Origin of the sequence: Staphylococcus sp. AtDRG32 (assembly GCF_004365845.1) — a bacterium.
Lineage (GTDB): Bacteria > Bacillota > Bacilli > Staphylococcales > Staphylococcaceae > Staphylococcus > Staphylococcus hominis.
In genome coordinates this window covers 28,296-47,007 of sequence record NZ_SODE01000010.1, presented here as the reverse complement: position 1 = coordinate 47,007, position 18,712 = coordinate 28,296, and the positions used below count along the sequence as shown (strand labels likewise).

The following is an 18,712-nucleotide window of genomic DNA, read 5'->3' as shown; positions in this document are numbered from 1 at the left end:
GAATGGATTTATTCTTCAAGAAAATACATCAATTTTGATAAGTAGAAATGGTAAAAACATTGTATAGCATTTTACACAGGAGTCTGGACTTGACTTAAATAAAAGAACTTACAATATTTTTAGTTAATAATAGTGAGAATAATTGACAAAAAAACTTAAAAAGAAACGAGAAACAATAAGTATTTTGTGATATATTTTATAGTAATGCAAGTCCTTAGTTTAGACAGATGTATAACGACATAGTTTGATTAAATTAAAGATAGGAAGATTGAATATGAGTGAAAATAAGGAAATGGTGCGCGGAACCTTTTTGATAACATTTAGTATTTTAATTACTAAAATTCTAGGTGTTTTATTTGTAATTCCTTTTTATGCGATTATGGGTGCAAATGCGGAGGAAAAGTTAGCGCCATTTAACTATGCTTATGTTCCTTATAATATTGCTATTGCTGTCGCGACAGCTGGAGTGCCTTTAGCAGCTTCAAAATTTGTAGCAAAGTATAATGCAATAGGAGCATATAGAGTTGGACAGAAACTCTATAAATCGAGTTTTATCGTAATGTCGATATCAGGTATTATAGGATTTTTAATATTGTTTTATTTAGCACCTGATATTGCAGTTATTACTTTAGGTCAAAAAGAAGGAAAAGGTGGATGGACAGTACCAGAGATTACTTGGATTATTCGTATCATCAGTATAGTAGTGGTTTTTATCCCACTATTAGCAACATGGAGAGGGGTATTCCAAGGTTATCAATCGATGGGGCCAACTGCTGTATCTGAAGTTACTGAACAGTTAGCCAGAATTATATTTATATTAATAGGTAGTTATTTAGTTTTAAATGTTTTTCATGGTACATATTTACAAGCCAATGGTGTAGCTACATTCGCAGCCGCTGTGGGAGCAATTGCAGGTTTATTTACTCTTTGGTATTACTGGAAAAAACGTAAACCTCACATTCAAAAAATGGTAGAGTCTGATCGTACAGGATTAGACATTTCTTATGGAAGAATGTATAAAGAAATTATTGCATACAGTATTCCGTTTGTAATTGTTAGTTTAAACTTCCCATTATTTAACCTTGTTGATCAATTTACACATAACAATGCACTAGATGCAGCAGGATTCCATGCAAATAAAGATTATTTCTTTACGATATTAAACTTTACAACCAATAAAATTGTAATGATTCCAACATCACTTGCAGCAGGTTTTGCGGTAAGTTTAATACCATATATTACTAAAACATATGCAGAAGGTCGTTTAACTGAAATGCATCGTCAAATTAAAACATCAATCGGTGTATTAATGTATATTACAGTTCCAGCAAGTTTAGGGATAATGGCACTGGCTGCACCTTTATATACAGTTTTCTATCAATATAATCCAGATGGAAACAAAATGTTATTTATCTATGCCCCTGTAGCAATATTAATTTCTTTACTTAGTGTTACTGCTTCGATGTTACAAGGTATAGACAAACAAAAATTGACAGTGTTTGTCATTTTAGGAGCCGTTGTATTAAAGTTAGCACTTAATATTCCATTAATTATGACTTTCCATACTGCAGGAGCAATTTTAAGTACTGCTATTGCATTGAGTTTTGCGATTACAGCAAATTTCTTTATTTTAAAAATATATGCGAAATATGAATTTACAGAAACATTTGTGCAAGTAGCGAAAATTTTTATTTATAGTTTAATCATGATGATTAGTGTGGAAATTGTTTACTTAATTTTAGGTCATTTTGTCCCTGTAGAACGTAAATTTGGAGCAATGATTATATTACTCGTTGGGGTTATTGTAGGTGCTTTAGTGTATGGTAGTATCACAATTAAAAATCGATTAGCTGATCAATTTCTTGGTGAATTACCAGAAAAAATTAGACGTAAAGTTGGATTTTTAAAATGAGATTAGATAAATTTTTATCGAATATGGGAGTTGGCACGCGTACTGAAGTAAAGCAGCTTTTAAAGAAAAATAGTGTCAAAGTTAATGATAAAGTTGAAAAATCACCTAAATACCAAGTGAATCCTGAGCAAGATGAAATTACTGTAGATGGCAAAATAATAGAGTATATTAATCATGTTTATATTATGTTAAATAAGCCTAAAGGATATGTTTCTGCTACTTATGATGATATAAATCAAACAGTGATAGATCTTATTGCTGATTACCGCCATCTTGATATATTTCCAGTAGGCAGACTAGATAAAGATACTGAAGGTTTATTACTTATTACTAATGATGGACAATTTAACCATAATTTAATGAGTCCATCTAAACATGTGTCTAAAACTTATAAAGTAACCTCTAAATACCCTATTAAAAACGAAGATATTATTGCTTTTAAAAATGGAATTGAATTATCAGATGGCAAAGTAAAACCAGCACAACTTGAAAAACTAGATCATAATGTATCTTTAGTTACTATTTATGAAGGAAAGTATCATCAAGTGAAAAGAATGTTTCATTCAATTGATAATGAGGTATTAGAATTAAAACGTCTTAAAATTTCTAATTTGACGTTAGATGAAAACTTAAAATCTGGAGAGTATCGTTTACTAACTTCAGAAGAGTTAAAACTTTTATAGTAATAAAAGAGAAAAGGGGTAATATGATGGCTAAACGTGCAGGTTTATTAAGAATTGTGGCAGGAATTGGTGCAGCAGCAGCTGCAGTAGCATTATCACGTGAAAGTAGCAGAAATAAATTAAAAGCTGAGTATAATAAATATAAAGAAAATCCAGAAGGCTATAAACAAAATGCGAAAGGACTAGTTAATGATATTAGTTCAAAAGCAAATGAAACAATTCAAAATGTAAAGAATGACCCACAAGGTTATGCAAATCGTTTAAAAAATGATCCTAAATCTTTATTACAAGATGAAAAATCTAAATTCACTAATGTGAATACTAAAAAAAATGACACACATGAATTAGCAGAAGGTAAATTCGATGATGAAGGTGGCGCAACTGTTAATAATAATTTAAGAGTAGTCACTGAAGAAGATTTAAAAAACAATCATAATGCCTTAGATGATAGACATTAAATTTAAATTTTAAAGAAGTGAGAAAATTTTTTCTCACTTCTTTTTTTATATACTATGAAATTTTCTGACATCTTGTTGTCATTTAATACTAGATTTATGTAAAATAATAGGTATATCTATTGAAAAGGAAGTTGATCTCTAATGTGGAAAGAAAAAGTACAAGAATATGAAAGTCAAATTATTGAAGATTTAAATGGATTACTTTCAATCAAGAGTGTGAGAGATGATAATCAAGCTTCAGAGGAAGCACCAGTTGGTCCTGGACCTCGTGAAGCGCTTGATTATATGTATAAAATTGCTCAAAGAGATGGTTTTTCTACCCATGATGTTGATCATATTGCTGGAAGAATTGAAGCAGGTCAAGGTGAAGATGTATTGGGAATTTTATGTCATGTAGATGTTGTTCCTGCTGGAGACGGTTGGGACTCTGATCCATTTAAACCTGTTGTAACAGATGATGCTATTGTGGCAAGAGGCACACTTGATGATAAAGGTCCAACTATCGCAGCTTACTATGCAGTTAAAATTTTAAATGAAATGAATGTAGATTGGAAAAAACGTATTCATATTATTATTGGTACAGATGAAGAATCTGACTGGAAATGTACAGAAAGATATTTCGAAACAGAAGAAATGCCTGCTTTAGGTTTTGCACCAGATGCTGAATTCCCTGCTATTCATGGAGAAAAAGGAATTACAACATTTGATTTAGTCCAAAATGTAAGCTCACCTCATACTGATCATTCAGAAGCAACACTTCTTTCATTTGAATCTGGTCAACGCTATAATATGGTTCCTGATCATGCTAAAGCACACATTTTGGTTGAAAAAAATATGACAGACGTAGTTCAACATTTCGAATATTATCTAGACCAACAACAATTAGAAGGTGAAGCGGTTGTAGATAATGGTGAATTGGTATTAACTGTTGAAGGGAAAGCCGTCCATGGTATGGATCCTTCACTTGGTATGAATGCTGGTTTATATCTTATTGACTTCCTATCAACTTTGAATCTTAATCAAACTGCAAAAGAATTCGCTGAATTTAGTAATCGTTATTTACATGAATCTCATTTTGGCGAAAAAATGGGTATGAAGTTCCATACTGATGTCATGGGAGACGTGACAACAAACGTAGGTATCATTACGTATGATAAAGAAAAAGGTGGCAAATTTGGTATCAATTTACGTTATCCTAAAGGCTTCGAATTTGAAACTGCTTTAGAACGTTTTAAAAATGAAATCAAATCTCAAGGGTTTGAAATAGAATTAGGTAAAGTTCAACAACCTCATTTTGTAGATAAAAATGATCCATTTGTACAAAAACTTGTCACTGCTTATAGAAATCAAACGGGTGATATGACAGAACCTTATACAATTGGTGGAGGCACTTATGCACGTAATTTAGACAAAGGTGTCGCATTTGGAGCTATGTTTGAAGATTCAGAGGATTTAATGCATCAAAAGAATGAATATATTACTAAAAAACAATTATTCAACGCAACAAGTATCTATTTAGAAGCAATTTATTCACTATGTGTGGAGGGATAAATAATGACAAAAGTATTTATTAACGGAGAATTTTTAAATCAAGAAGACGCAAAAGTTTCTTATGAAGACCGGGGTTATGTATTTGGAGATGGTATATATGAATATATTCGTGCATACAACGGTAAATTATTTACAGTAACTGAACACTTTGAAAGGTTCCTTAGAAGTGCGAGTGAAATTCAAATCGATTTAGGTTATACTGTCGAGGAGCTAACAGATATTGTAAGACAACTTTTAAAAATCAATGACATTCAAAATGGTGGAATTTATATTCAAGCGACAAGAGGTGTAGCACCAAGAAACCATTCTTTCCCAACTCCAGAAGTTAAACCTGTTATTATGGCATTTGCTAAAAGTTATGATCGTCCATATGACGACTTTGAAAATGGCATTAATACTGTAACTGTTGAAGATATTAGATGGTTACGTTGTGATATTAAAAGTTTAAACTTATTAGGAAATGTTCTTGCTAAAGAATATGCAGTTAAATATAACGCAACAGAAGCCATTCAACATAGAGAAGAAACTGTTACTGAAGGTGCGTCAAGTAATGTGTATGCGATTAAAGATGGCGAAATCTATACACACCCCGTTAATAATTACATTTTAAATGGTATTACTCGAAAAGTAATTAAATGGGTTGCTGAAGATTACAACATACCATTTAATGAAGAAACATTTACAGTTGATTTCTTAAAAAATGCAGATGAAGTCATTGTGTCTAGTACTTCTGCTGAAGTAACACCTGTCGTAAAGATTGATGGCGAAATTGTAAATGATGGTAAAGTAGGTCCAATTACTAAAAAATTACAAGAAGGATTCGAAAAATATATTGAATCAAAAAGTATCAATTAACTTTAAATTTCTTCAACGATGATGTATATGATATGTTATAATATTTATAAAGCATTCGGGATTTTAGCTTTTTCATACTAGTAAAATGTATCATTTTGTTTCTCATTTTCAGTTGAAAAATCAAGCTAAAAATTATAAAATCATCATTGAGTGATTAAAGAGATAAGGTAAAAAATTCAAATAATTTGGGGACATTTAAATAATAATTTTACCATTATAACAAAAACAAAGTTAGAAATATAATCGTTAGATAAAAAGCGATGATTAAATTAGATATATGGCTCTTGAAAAACTATATTTCTCGAGCCATTTTCTAGTTAAAAGTGAGGTGAACGAGTTGGAGCAGTTTTATCAATTAGGGTGGACGCTTGATTCTGCAGGTGGAGCATCTGGAGAGGCGTATATGGCTGAACAAGATGGACAAAAATTATTTCTTAAGCGTAACTCAAATCCATTTATTGCAGCATTATCTGCAGAAGGTATTGTGCCTAAGTTAGTTTGGACAAAACGTATTGAAACAGGCGAAGTTGTAACAGCACAACATTGGAAAAATGGTAGAGAACTTACATCATCAGAAATGTCTCAAAGAAGAGTTGCTGGACTTCTCAAAAAAATACATGGTTCAAAACCACTACTTAATATGTTAAAACGTATGGAAATGGAACCTATTACCCCAAATATTATGTTAAAGAAAATTAATGCTTCTTTATCTAGAGACGTATTAACCCATCATATTATTCGAAAAGCATTAACTTACTTGGAAGACCATATTCCTAATTTAGATTCACGTTTCTTTACAGTAGTTCATGGTGATGTTAATCATAATAACTGGTTACTTTCTGATCGTGATGAGCTATTTTTAGTAGATTGGGAAGGTGCCATGATTGCTGATCCAGCCATCGATATTGGTATGCTGCTATACAACTACGTTCCAAAACAACAATGGTCTAACTGGTTTAATACTTATGGTGTTAAAGAAAGTATGGACTTAAATAAACGTATGAAATGGTATACTGTGATTCAATCAATCGGCATGATTCAATGGTATGAAGAACAAAAAAGATTTAAAGATATGAACACATGGCTCAAATTTTTAAATGAGGTAATGAATAGTAATTTATTTATTTAAGGAGATTTAATACATGAGAGTCCGTTATAAACCATGGGCAGAAGATTATTTGAAAGAACATCCTGACCTAGTAGACATGGATGGTTCACATGCTGGCAAAATGAGTGATTGGTTTGATAAGAAACAGCCAATCTATATTGAAATCGGTTCAGGAATGGGACAATTTATAACTACACTTGCAGAGCAACATCCTGAAATTAATTTTGTTTCTTTAGAACGTGAAAAAAGCGTTATGTATAAAGTGCTTGATAAAGTAAAAGATAAAGGACTTACAAATTTAAAAATGATTTGCAATGATGCAATTGAATTAAATGAGTACTTTAAAGAGAATGAAGTATCTAGAATTTATTTAAATTTCTCGGATCCTTGGCCTAAAAAAAGACATGCAAAACGTCGTTTAACGTATCGAACTTTTTTAGCTTTATATGAACAAATTCTTAAAGAAGATGGAGAAATACATTTTAAAACAGATAATAGAGGTTTATTTGCTTATAGTCTTGAAAGCATGTCACAATATGGAATGTATTTTACAAAGTTAAATTTAAATCTTCATGATGAAGATGATGAAGATAATATATTAACTGAATATGAGAAAAAATTTTCTGATAAAGGTTCCCGTATTTATAGAATGGAAGCCAAATTTCATAAAAATTAATAAATAATATATTAAATCCAACACACGAGCGTAAGAAGAAAATACATTCTTACGCTCGTGTGTTGTTTTATCATTTATTGCTCTTTATGATACATATAAGTACATATGTGCTAAATACATTGTTATTTAAATTTATGGATAAGTACATATGATAAACATCCAATGCAATATGTAAGAAAAAAAGAAAAATTTAGTCCATATCTCATCCAAAATGATTATTGATTTTTGTATTATCATAGTAATCGTTACTTTACTGTTAAGTTCGAAAATGATAAAAAATTAATAAAAACATCAAACAAATGTAATTTAAAATATAAATATGAAGTGAAAAAAGTATTAAAATATTTTTTAAATATCAAAAAATAATATTAATTTTCTTCAATAGTAAGTATTTTACCTGTGTGTGCATCAGCATAGAAGGTATACTCTATATCACGGTTGTTTTTATTTTGAGTAATACCACCTTGATAAACAAAACGATTTAAATATTGCTCTTTATTTTGCAAAGGTTCATGAAGTATGTAAGAACCTTTAATATCCATAAAATATGATTTTACTTCCTCTAATATTCTATCGGGATTTTTTACTTTTTTGTTTTTCAATGTATGATAGAGTATAAAAGCCGTAGATGCTCCTATAGTTATTACGATGGGAATGGAGATATATTTTATAGTTTGACGAGTCATAATTATCGAATCTAACCTTTCTATTAATAGTTCTTATTATTAGTTTACCATAATCAAAATGATATAATAAATTTAAGGAGTGTGTTTATGTAATGGAAAATGATAAAACTTTACTTCATATAAAAACATTAACAGAATTACATGGAGCGCCAGGCTTTGAAGAAGAAGTACGTGACTACATGAAAAAAGAAATGACCCCATTTGTAGATGAAGTGATAACCACTCATATGGGAAGTGTTTTTGGTATAAAAAAATCAAAAAAACAAAATGCAAAGCGTGTGATGGTAGCGGCTCATATGGATGAAATTGGCTTTATGATTACGAACATCACTCAAAATGGCATGTTACAGTTTACTAACTTAGGCGGTGTATCTAATGATATATGGCAAGGACAACGACTGCAGGTTAAAAATAGAAATGGTGAAAAAATTGTAGGCGTCGTTTCGAATATACCAAAACATTTTAGAACAGGTAATGAAGCGGTTCCTGAGATTAAAGATTTAATGTTAGATATAGGAGCAGAAAGTGATAAAGAAGTTCGATCACGTGGAATAGAAATAGGGGACACAATTGTTCCTTTTACACCATTCACTCAATTATCTGAACATCGATATAGTGCTAAGGCATGGGATAATCGTTACGGTTGTGTCTTAGCAATTGAAATATTAGAATTACTCAAAGATGTAGAATTAGATGTAGATTTATATGTGGGTGCAAACGTCCAAGAAGAAGTTGGATTAAGAGGTGCGAAAGCATCAACTGAATTAATACAACCAGATATAGCATTCGTTGTAGATTGTTCTCCTGCAAATGATATTAAAGGTAAGCAGCAATTATCTGGTCAATTAGGTGAAGGAACATTAATTCGAATTAAAGATGGTACGATGATTCTCTCTCCACGTTTCAGAGACTATCTACTGGAGTTAGTTGATACATTTGATATTCGTTCACAATATTATATTTCACCAGGTGGTACAGATGGGGGAGAAATCCATAAAGCAAATAAAGGTGTACCTACAGCAGTTATAGGTGTATGTGCACGATATATTCATAGTACAGATGCGGTATTTGATATTAGAGATTATTATGCTGCGCGTGAATTATTAAAACAAGCTGTGAGTCACTTAACAAATGAAAACATTTTAACATTACAATTTCAAAGTGAGGAGAAATAATATGATTACATTAGAAACTGAAAAACAATTTGAAGAATTAAAAAATGAACAAACGGTATTTGAATTTACAGCTGGATGGTGTCCAGATTGTAAAGTGATTGAACCAGATTTACCGAAATTAGAAAAAAAATACTCTAATTTTAAATTTGTATCAGTAGATCGAGATAAATTTATAGATTTAGCAATTGAAAATGATATCATGGGTATTCCAAGCTTTCTCGTATATAAAAATGGTGAATTAATGGGAAGTTATATTGGAAAAGAACGAAAATCAATCGAACAAATAGATTCATTTTTAAGTCAATATGTGTAAATGAGTAATTAGGACTTAAATTTTCTTATCTATATGAAAGAATAGCCTAATTTTTCTGTAATTGAAGCTCTTTTTATTGTAAAATATTGTAAGGTGCGAAAATAGGAGTGTTTTAATATGAACGTCTTTCAAATGAGAGATACATTAAAACAACGTTTAAAGCATTTAGACGTTGATTTTAAGTTTGATCGTGAAGAAGAAACATTACGTATATATAGACGAGATAATTTTAAAGGCGTAACTATCAAGCTTAATGCAATTGTAGCAAAGTATGAAGAACAAAAAGAGAAAATCATTGATGAAATTATCTATTATGTTGAAGAGGCCATTGCGCAAATGGATGATAATGGTCTATCTAAAATGAAAGATATTCAAGTTATGCCTGTAATAAGATCAACTAGTTTTGATAAAAAAACTAAAGAAGGTCATCAATTTGTTATTGAAGAACATACTGCAGAAACTAATATTTATTATGCACTTGATTTAGGAAAATCGTACCGATTAATTGATGAAAGTATGTTAAAAACACTAGGTTTAACTTCACAACAAATTAAAGAAATGTCGTTGTTTAATATACGTAAACTTGAGAATAAATATAAAACAGATGAAGTAAAAGGAAATATTTTTTATTTTATCAATTCAAATGACGGATATGATGCGAGTCGTATTTTAAATACAAAATTTTTAAATGAAATTGAAGCTCAATGTGAAGGTGAAATGTTAGTCGCTGTTCCTCATCAAGATGTATTAATTATTGCTGATATACGCAATAAAACAGGCTATGACGTTATGGCACACTTGACGATGGAATTTTTTACTAAGGGACTTGTACCTATAACGTCACTTTCATTTGGTTATAAAAAAGAACATTTAGAGCCGATTTTTATTTTAGGAAAAAATAATAAGCAAAAAAGAGATCCAAACGTTATTCAACGTTTAGAAGCTAATCGTAAAAAATTTAATAAAAAATAACTAATAATACGTCAAAAGGAGAATTTAAATGAATTTATTTTATAATAAAGAAGGCGTAGGGGACGTTGCATTTTTACAAATTGAACCAACAGATGGGCCTTTTGAATATGAAATAAAAAATAATGTGGTTGCTATTAAACATGAAAATCAAATTGTTGGATTTAATATTTTCGATTTTTCAAAAGTATATTCAGTTAATAGTAATGGTCATATTAAATTAAATGAAACGCTTGTAGAAGCTATACAGCAATCAATTACAAATGCAGGTTTTGATTATCAACTTGAAGCGGATTTATCACCTAAATTTGTTGTAGGCTATGTAGAAACTAAAGAAAAGCATCCTAATGCAGATAAATTAAGTATTTTGAAAGTTGATGTTAGTAGTGAAAAACTACAAATCGTGTGCGGTGCGCCAAATGTAGAAGCAGGTCAAAAAGTTGTCGTAGCTAAAGTTGGTGCAGTTATGCCAAGTGGCATGGTAATTAAAGATGCTGAATTACGTGGTGTGGCATCAAGTGGTATGATTTGTTCAATGAGAGAATTGAACTTGCCTAATGCACCTCAAGAAAAAGGAATCATGGTATTGTCTGATGATTATAAAGTAGGCAATGCATTTTTTGATTAAAAAAACTAGGAAGGATGTGGATGTATGAGTTGGTTTGATGAATTATTTGGCAATGATAAACATTCTGATGAAGAATTACTAAGACGAAAAAATAAACGTCGACATAACTCAGAAACACAAAAGAATGGTGAGCATACCTTACTTCCTGAAAATGATGATATCTATGATCGTCCGCGTGGAAAATTTCGTTTTCCTATTGATTTAGGGCAAGATGCTGAAACATATGATGAAGCGGTTTACAGAGAAGTTGATGAAGATGAATATATGTCGCAGAAATCATCTAAAAGTGATAAAGAATTTGGTTATGACGCTTATAGTTATGATGAAATAGATAATAATGACTATCCTCAAACTTATGATAGTGCAACAGATACTCGAAGACGCAGAAGAAGACAGTATACAAATCATGATGATACTGGAGTGCCTTCAATTAAAGAAAGACCTTCTAATAAACGTAATAAGTCGTTGAATAGTGCACAATTAAATGAAAACAATAATAGAAAAACGACTTCTCAATATCATAAGTATACAAATAATCATTCTCATGTGAAATTACAATCGGAGCGTTTTAAATCAAACTATAAAACGACATCGAATTCTACATATCACCATTCAAGCTTTAGAACTTCAGAAGTACCATCTGCAGTATTTGGTACAAAAAAACGCCGACCAATTGAAAATGGTGTTATCCCTCCATTAAAAGAGAATGAAAATGATGATAATCATAATGACGATAAAAATAATTCAACACAAGATCAAACAGCACAACGAGTATCTGATAATGATGTAAAAACAAATATAAGCAAGTCTAAAAATGAACCGTTGAATCAAACTAAGTATGAAGATACTGATGTTTCAATTATTAATGATCAAAATTCTAATATTTATGAAACTACATCTTCAAAAAGTAAAGTTCCTAATTTTTCTCAAAAAGATAATACGGTGAATATTGAGAATATTTATGCGTCACAAATAGTAGAAGAAATTAGACGTGAAAGAGAAAAAAAAGCACAACAAAAACGTAAATTTAAAGAAGCTTTACAGAATAAGCGTCAACAATCATCGGATAGTGATAACGAAATCCAAAAAGTCATTGATGAAATGTATGCAAATCAAGCTAAGCAGTACACTGGAGAGAGTTCTCTAGATCATGAAGAAAATAATGATGAAGAGAGAACGACACATACAGAAGATAGTACTGATAAAATGGAAGACACAAATGAGAATACTACGGATAATCATGTGATTGATGAAGGGACTCAAACTGATTCAAATACGTCTAATTATGATGACGATGACGAGCAGTATCAATATGAAGAAATTGATTTGAAATCTGTCCCAAATATTCAAACTGTTAATGATAAAGATGTAGAAATACGAGAAGTTAATGATACGACATCTACAGACGAACATAATGATGATCAATTGTCAGAAGATAATCTTAACGTAGCACCTATACATTCAACTAAAGACAAACATCATCATTTTAATAAAAATGAAGATGCTCATTTAAGTAAAGTTAATAAATTGCAAGAAGATAATTATACTTCAAAAGAAAAAGTAGAGGAAGCAAAGTATCATGAGATGAACGTTTCTTCGAATGAAGATATAACTAAACAATCAAATCATAACGATGATGACATTGACCATTCAATTGATAATGCAATTGAAACAGATACTGAGTATGCTTCTGAACAAGTTGAACATAACAATGATTCAGTTCATGACTCATCATCTAACACTGAAGGGGAAAAATTAGAAGATGATGACAAACAAATCGTTGAAAATGAGGATGTTTCATCATCTATTAAATCTTCAATCATTCCGGGTAGTAAACCTTTTAACGTTGTGATGACGCCATCTGACAAGAAGCGTTTGATGGATGCTAAAAAATTCAAAAAATCTAATAAAGTTACCGTTCCAGAATTAAAACCAGAAACAAAATTGGAACGTAAATCAGTTAGTATACCAAGTTCAAGTCCATCAGTAAAAGCGACTAATAATCATGAAGAGCATATTAAAAAGAATATTAATGAACAATCACTTCAAGATAATCAAGAAGATGAAACGAGTGAACTTTCAAATGTACAAAATGAAAATACACAAGCCATATCTATGACATTAAATACTCAGAATGAAGAGCAAGATGAAAACGAACAACACGAAAGTAAAGCTACGATTAGAAAAGGCCCTAATATTAAATTACCAAGTCTTGAATTATTAGAAGATCCGGAAATTCATCAAATTGATAACTCATGGATTGAAGAGAAAAAACAAGAATTAAATGATGCGTTTTATTACTTTAATGTTCCTGCAGAAGTTCAAAATGTGACTGTAGGTCCAAGTGTAACACGATTTGAGTTAGCTGTTGAAAAAGGTGTGAAAGTTTCGAGAATTACTGCTTTGCAAGATGATTTAAAGATGGCATTGGCCGCTAAAGATATAAGAATTGAAGCACCTATTCCAGGTACAAGCTTAGTAGGTATTGAAGTACCAAACCAAAATTCTTCAAAAGTAAGTTTAAAATCAATCTTAGAATCACCTAAGTTTAAAAATACGGAATCTAAATTAACAGTGGCTATGGGGAATCGGATTAATAACGAGCCATTATTAATGGATATTGCTAAAACGCCTCATGCTTTAATAGCTGGAGCGACAGGTTCAGGTAAATCTGTATGTATTAACAGTATATTAATGTCATTATTATATAAAAATCATCCAGAAGAATTGAGATTATTATTGATTGATCCAAAAATGGTTGAATTAGCGCCATATAATGACTTACCACATCTTGTTTCACCAGTTATTACAGATGTTAAAGCAGCTACTCAAAGTTTAAAGTGGGCTGTTGAAGAGATGGAAAGACGTTATAAACTGTTTGCAAAATATCACGTACGTAATATTACTGCTTTTAATAAAAAAGCGTCTTACGAACAACGTATGCCTAAAATAGTCATTGTTATTGATGAATTAGCAGATTTAATGATGATGGCTCCACAAGAGGTAGAACAATCTATTGCTAGAATTGCTCAAAAAGCGAGAGCATGTGGAATTCATATGTTAGTAGCAACACAAAGACCTTCAGTTAATGTTATTACTGGACTTATTAAAGCTAATATACCAACCCGTATTGCATTTATGGTGTCTTCAAGCGTGGATTCTAGAACTATTATTGATAGTGGAGGCGCTGAAAGACTATTAGGGTATGGTGATATGCTATATTTAGGTAGTGGTATGAATAAACCTATACGTGTACAAGGTACATTTGTCTCTGATGAAGAAATTGATGATGTCGTTGATTTCATCAAAGCGCAAAGAGAACCAGAATATTTATTTGAAGAAAAAGAATTATTGAAAAAGACTCAAACTCAAGCACGGGATGAATTATTTGATGATGTTTGTAGTTTTATGGTCAAAGAAGGACATATATCTACTTCATTAATCCAACGACATTTCCAAATTGGTTATAATCGTGCAGCAAGAATCGTCGATCAATTAGAACAACTAGATTATATATCTGGAGCAAACGGCTCTAAACCAAGAGATGTATTTATTACTGAGGCAGATTTAAAGAAAGATTAATTTTAAAGGAGTTTTATGGATATGACGCATTATCATTTTGTCGGAATTAAGGGTGCAGGAATGAGTTCATTAGCACAAATTATGCACGATTTAGGACATGAAGTTCAAGGTTCAGATATTGAAAAATATGTATTTACAGAAGGAGCACTTAAAAATAAAGGGATTAAAATTTTACCATTTAGTGTAGATAATATACATGAAGGAATGGTAGTTATTCAAGGTAATGCATTTCCTGATACACATGAAGAAATTGTTAGAGCACATGAATTAAAGTTGGATGTGATTAGATATCATGATTTTCTTGGTCAAGTCATTAATCAATATACATCGGTAGCAGTTACAGGTGCTCATGGTAAAACGTCTACAACTGGTTTATTATCTCACGTTATGAATGGAGACAAGAAAACATCATTCTTAATTGGTGATGGTACAGGAATGGGTTTACCAGGTAGTGATTATTTTGCATTTGAAGCGTGTGAATATAGACGTCACTTTTTAAGCTATCACCCAGATTATGCAATTATGACAAATATTGATTATGACCATCCTGATTATTTTAAAAATATCGACGATGTTGCTAGTGCTTTCCAAGAAATGGCAAATAATGTAAAAAAAGCTATTATTGCTTGGGGAGATGATGAACATTTAAGAAATTTAAAAGCAGATGTACCTATTTATTATTATGGTCTTAGTAAAAACGATGATGTATATGCAGATAATATACAAATAACTGAAAATGGTACTCAGTTTGATGTGTATATTAATGGAGAATACTATAATCAATTTTTAACACCACAATATGGTAATCATAATGTTCAAAATGCCTTAGCAGTCATTACAATTAGTTATCTTGAAAAAATGGATGTTAATAATATTAAAGAAGCTTTAGAAACATTTGGTGGTGTAAAACGTCGCTTTAATGAAACTTTTGTTTCAAAACAAGTATTAGTAGACGATTATGCTCACCATCCAAGAGAAATTAGTGCTACAATTGAAACAGCACGAAAAAAATATCCAAATAAAGATGTCGTTGCAGTATTCCAACCTCATACGTTTTCAAGAACTCAAGCTTTCTTAGATGAATTTGCTGATGCATTAAGTAAAGCAGACCACGTATTTTTATGTGAAATTTTTGGTTCAATACGTGAAAATACTGGAGAATTAACTATCCAAGATTTAATAAATCGTATTGACGGATCTGCGTTAATCGATGAAAATAGTATTGATGTATTAGAAAAATTTGATAATGCTGTTATTCTATTTATGGGCGCCGGAGATATTCAAAAAATTCAACGTGCTTATGAAGAAAAAATTGGTATGTCAAAAGAATTCTAATATGTTTATATATAATTATTATGGGTATTTATAATTAATGACTTTTATTTTAAAAGAATATTTAGGAGGCGTTTTTTATGCATTGGATTTTACCAATTGCTGGAATTATTGCTGCAATCGCATTCTTAATTTTATGTATTGGAATTGTCGTAGTTTTAATTTCAGTTAAGAAAAATTTAGATCATGTGGCTAAAACACTTGATGGTGTTGAAGGTCAAGTTCAAGGTATTACTCGTGAAACTACTGATTTACTTCATAAAGCTAATCGCTTAACTGAAGACATTCAAGGTAAAGTTGAACGTTTAAACTCTGTTGTTGATGGTGTTAAAGGTATTGGCGACTCAGTTCAAACTTTAAATAGCTCAGTTGATCGTGTAACTAACTCAATCACACATAATATTTCTCAAAATGAAGATAAAATTTCTCAAGTAGTTCAATGGTCAAATGTTGCAATGGAAATTGCTGACAAATGGCAAAATAGACACTATCGTAGAGGAAGTGCAAACTACAGAGCTAACTCTGTAGCTAATGATGCAAATCAAAATTACACTACAAACGTTGAGAAAAACTTTTAATATGATTCAATCAAATGCACTTAAATGAGGTTTTTACTTGTTTAAGTGCATTTCTTATAGGAGGAATAAATATGAGTAAGAAATATAATCGTGACTCATTTGAGACGAACAACACTAGCAATGATTTACATGGTAGAGGTGCGAATCAACAAGAGGACGTAGCGCAAAGTAATGCAACAAAACACTACGATAGAGATGCATTTGAAACAAATAACTCAGGTAATGACTTACATGGTCATGGCGTAAATCAACCTAATGGTGATGTGTACACAAATGCGACAAAACATTACGATAGAGATGCATTTGAGACAAATAACTCAGGTAATGACTTACATGGTCGTGGCGTAAATCAACCTAATGGTGATGTGCATACAAATGCGACAAAACATTACGATAGAGATGCATTTGAGACAAATAACTCAGGTAATGACTTACATGGTCGTGGCGTAAATCAACCTAATGGTGATGTGCATACAAATGCGACAAAACATTACGATAGAGATGCATTTGAGACAAATAACTCAGGTAATGACTTACACGGTCATGGTGTAAATCAACTAGATCAAAACAACTTTGTTAATACACCACATTATAATCGTGATGACTATGAGAGTTATAATCATCCAAAATTCTCAAATCAAGCTGCTAGTGATACTAATCAAGAGATTGATTATAAAACTTATTATAACGATCCGAGATTTAAGTCTCGTAAACGTTTTGTTGTTAGCTTTATTACTGGTGCAATCATTGGCTCAACTATTGGACTTTTAACTAAAAATAAAGCAAACCAAAAAATTGAGGATTTAAAAGCAAAAGAACAAGAAGTTAAAGATAATTATTATAGTATTAAACAACAAACAGAAGAAACAATTGATAATGTAAGACATAAAATTGAAGACTTAAAAAATAGAAAAAATACAAGTATTTCTTCCGATGAGCTTGCAGCACAACGTCGAGCAATTCAATCAGAAACATCAAATCATTTAGCAGATGAATCACCATTAGCAAAAGAAATACAAGAAGCTAAAGCTGAAACTACAGTAAAAGAAAATAATTATTTTAATAATGAACATAATAGTGCAGAAGAAATTGTAGCACAACAAAATGCTATTAAAGATGAGTTGTCAACTAACTTAGCAGACGAATCGCCACAAGCGCAAGAAATACAAAAAGCCAAAAAAGAAGCAATTGCTAAAGATGAAAAACAAGAAGAAACAGATGCACTTGTAGCACAACGTCGAGCAATTCAATCAGAAACATCAAGTAATTTAGCAGACGAATCACCACAAGCGCAAGAAATACAAGAAGCCAAAAAAGAAGCAATCGCTAAAGATGAAAAACAAGAAGAAACAGATACACTTGTAGCACAACGTCGAGCAATTCAATCAGAAACATCAAGTAACTTAGCAGACGAATCACCACAAGCGCAAGAAATACAAGAAGCCAAAAAAGAAGCAATCACTAAAGATGAAAAACAAGAAGAAACAGATACACTTGTAGCACAACGTCGAGCAATTCAATCAGAAACATCAAGTAACTTAGCAGACGAATCACCACAAGCGCAAGAAATACAAGAAGCCAAAAAAGAAGCAATCGCTAAAGATGAAAAACAAGAAGAAAAAGATGCACTTGCAGCACAACGTCGTGCAATTCAAAATGAATCAGAAACAAATCAATTATCTAATCCAGCAAGAAGTCATCAAACTCAAAACAGCGAAAATGAGTCACAAACTTCTAAAATTGCATCGGCAGCTAGAACTAAGCAAGCTAAGTTAAAAGATAATAAAGATGTAGCAAGTAATACTCGAAAATTATTTGAGGAGGCACCAATAACATCTTCTAAATATGATAAAGTGCCTAATTTGATAACTAAAAATCATAAGTCATTTAATAAAGATGAAGAAATAACAAAAAATAAACAAACTCACCATGATTCTAAATTTGAAAAAGGAGTTATTACTCACCAACATCAACCATCTCAATCAAATTCAAATCAAAAAAATAAAAAACATAATCAAAAACGTAAAAATCAGAATCAAAAAAATAAAAATAAAAACAAAACGCCAAAGCAACAACAAAGAGCTGAAAAAGCAAATAGTAAAATAGAAAAACGTACATTTAATGATTAATATTTTTAAAAGAGCAGTGTAATATTTTACATTGCTCTTTTAATTCTTTATATAGTATTATTAATTATATTAATTTT

The 18,712-nt window shown here is 31.0% G+C and carries 16 protein-coding genes; 15 read left to right on the top strand and 1 reads right to left on the bottom strand.

The features are described 5' to 3' along the window. Positions 1-274 precede the first annotated feature (274 nt). The 7 genes from BDW25_RS10385 (at position 275) to trmB (ending at position 7,243) form a co-directional block, all read left to right on the top strand. Positions 275-1,912 (top strand): putative polysaccharide biosynthesis protein, encoded by a 1,638-nt coding sequence (locus tag BDW25_RS10385; RefSeq protein ID WP_049431071.1) that lies wholly within the window; start codon positions 275-277, stop codon positions 1,910-1,912. Then, positions 1,909-2,595, top strand: coding sequence for a pseudouridine synthase (locus BDW25_RS10380; protein WP_064207009.1), 687 nt, complete (start codon positions 1,909-1,911; stop codon positions 2,593-2,595). Before BDW25_RS10385 ends, BDW25_RS10380 begins: the two co-directional genes overlap by 4 nt. Positions 2,596-2,621: 26 nt before the next feature. Beyond that, positions 2,622-3,053, top strand: a complete 432-nt coding sequence (locus BDW25_RS10375; RefSeq protein WP_002449677.1) for a YtxH domain-containing protein — start codon at positions 2,622-2,624, stop codon at positions 3,051-3,053. A gap of 141 nt (positions 3,054-3,194) precedes the next feature. Continuing rightward, on the top strand, positions 3,195-4,604 hold the full coding sequence (locus BDW25_RS10370) for a Cys-Gly-3M3SH dipeptidase (RefSeq protein ID WP_002449683.1): 1,410 nt from the start codon (positions 3,195-3,197) through the stop codon (positions 4,602-4,604). A 3-nt stretch (positions 4,605-4,607) separates the two neighbouring features. After that, entirely contained in the window at positions 4,608-5,459 is an 852-nt protein-coding gene (gene dat, locus BDW25_RS10365; protein WP_002449691.1) for a D-amino-acid transaminase, read from the top strand. 337 nt (positions 5,460-5,796) lie between these two features. After that, entirely contained in the window at positions 5,797-6,588 is a 792-nt protein-coding gene (locus BDW25_RS10360) for a phosphotransferase family protein (RefSeq protein ID WP_133945549.1), read from the top strand. 13 nt (positions 6,589-6,601) lie between these two features. Next, entirely contained in the window at positions 6,602-7,243 is a 642-nt protein-coding gene (gene trmB, locus BDW25_RS10355) for a tRNA (guanosine(46)-N7)-methyltransferase TrmB (RefSeq protein WP_002449690.1), read from the top strand. Between the two features lie 368 nt (positions 7,244-7,611). Here the strand turns inward: trmB and BDW25_RS10965 are convergent, their stop codons facing one another. After that, a complete protein-coding gene (locus BDW25_RS10965; RefSeq protein WP_065426806.1) occupies positions 7,612-7,929 on the bottom strand; it encodes a PepSY domain-containing protein in 318 nt (105 codons plus the stop codon). A 92-nt stretch (positions 7,930-8,021) separates the two neighbouring features. On the opposite strand from BDW25_RS10965, the gene BDW25_RS10345 reads away from it, so the two are divergent. The 8 genes from BDW25_RS10345 to BDW25_RS10310 all read left to right on the top strand — a co-directional run bounded on the left by BDW25_RS10345 (position 8,022) and on the right by BDW25_RS10310 (position 18,635). Next, complete coding sequence (locus BDW25_RS10345) at positions 8,022-9,104, top strand: M42 family metallopeptidase (RefSeq protein ID WP_133945546.1); 1,083 nt, start codon at positions 8,022-8,024, stop codon at positions 9,102-9,104. Between the two features lies 1 nt (position 9,105). After that, positions 9,106-9,417 carry a thioredoxin family protein gene (locus BDW25_RS10340; RefSeq protein ID WP_002449688.1) on the top strand — a complete coding sequence of 104 codons (312 nt, stop codon included), beginning with the start codon at positions 9,106-9,108 and terminating at the stop codon, positions 9,415-9,417. Positions 9,418-9,534: 117 nt separating this feature from the next. Beyond that, positions 9,535-10,389: a DUF1444 domain-containing protein gene (locus tag BDW25_RS10335; RefSeq protein ID WP_002449685.1), complete on the top strand. Its 855-nt coding sequence runs from the start codon at positions 9,535-9,537 to the stop codon at positions 10,387-10,389. Between the two features lie 28 nt (positions 10,390-10,417). Next, positions 10,418-11,014 (top strand): YtpR family tRNA-binding protein, encoded by a 597-nt coding sequence (gene ytpR, locus BDW25_RS10330; RefSeq protein WP_002449679.1) that lies wholly within the window; start codon positions 10,418-10,420, stop codon positions 11,012-11,014. 24 nt (positions 11,015-11,038) lie between these two features. Continuing rightward, positions 11,039-14,596 carry a DNA translocase FtsK gene (locus BDW25_RS10325; protein ID WP_065581326.1) on the top strand — a complete coding sequence of 1,186 codons (3,558 nt, stop codon included), beginning with the start codon at positions 11,039-11,041 and terminating at the stop codon, positions 14,594-14,596. A gap of 21 nt (positions 14,597-14,617) precedes the next feature. Beyond that, positions 14,618-15,931, top strand: a complete 1,314-nt coding sequence (gene murC / locus BDW25_RS10320) for a UDP-N-acetylmuramate--L-alanine ligase (RefSeq protein WP_049418236.1) — start codon at positions 14,618-14,620, stop codon at positions 15,929-15,931. Between the two features lie 77 nt (positions 15,932-16,008). Beyond that, a complete protein-coding gene (locus BDW25_RS10315; protein ID WP_002449680.1) occupies positions 16,009-16,506 on the top strand; it encodes a DUF948 domain-containing protein in 498 nt (165 codons plus the stop codon). 71 nt (positions 16,507-16,577) lie between these two features. After that, positions 16,578-18,635, top strand: a complete 2,058-nt coding sequence (locus BDW25_RS10310; protein WP_133945543.1) for a coiled-coil domain-containing protein — start codon at positions 16,578-16,580, stop codon at positions 18,633-18,635. Positions 18,636-18,712: the final 77 nt, after the last annotated feature.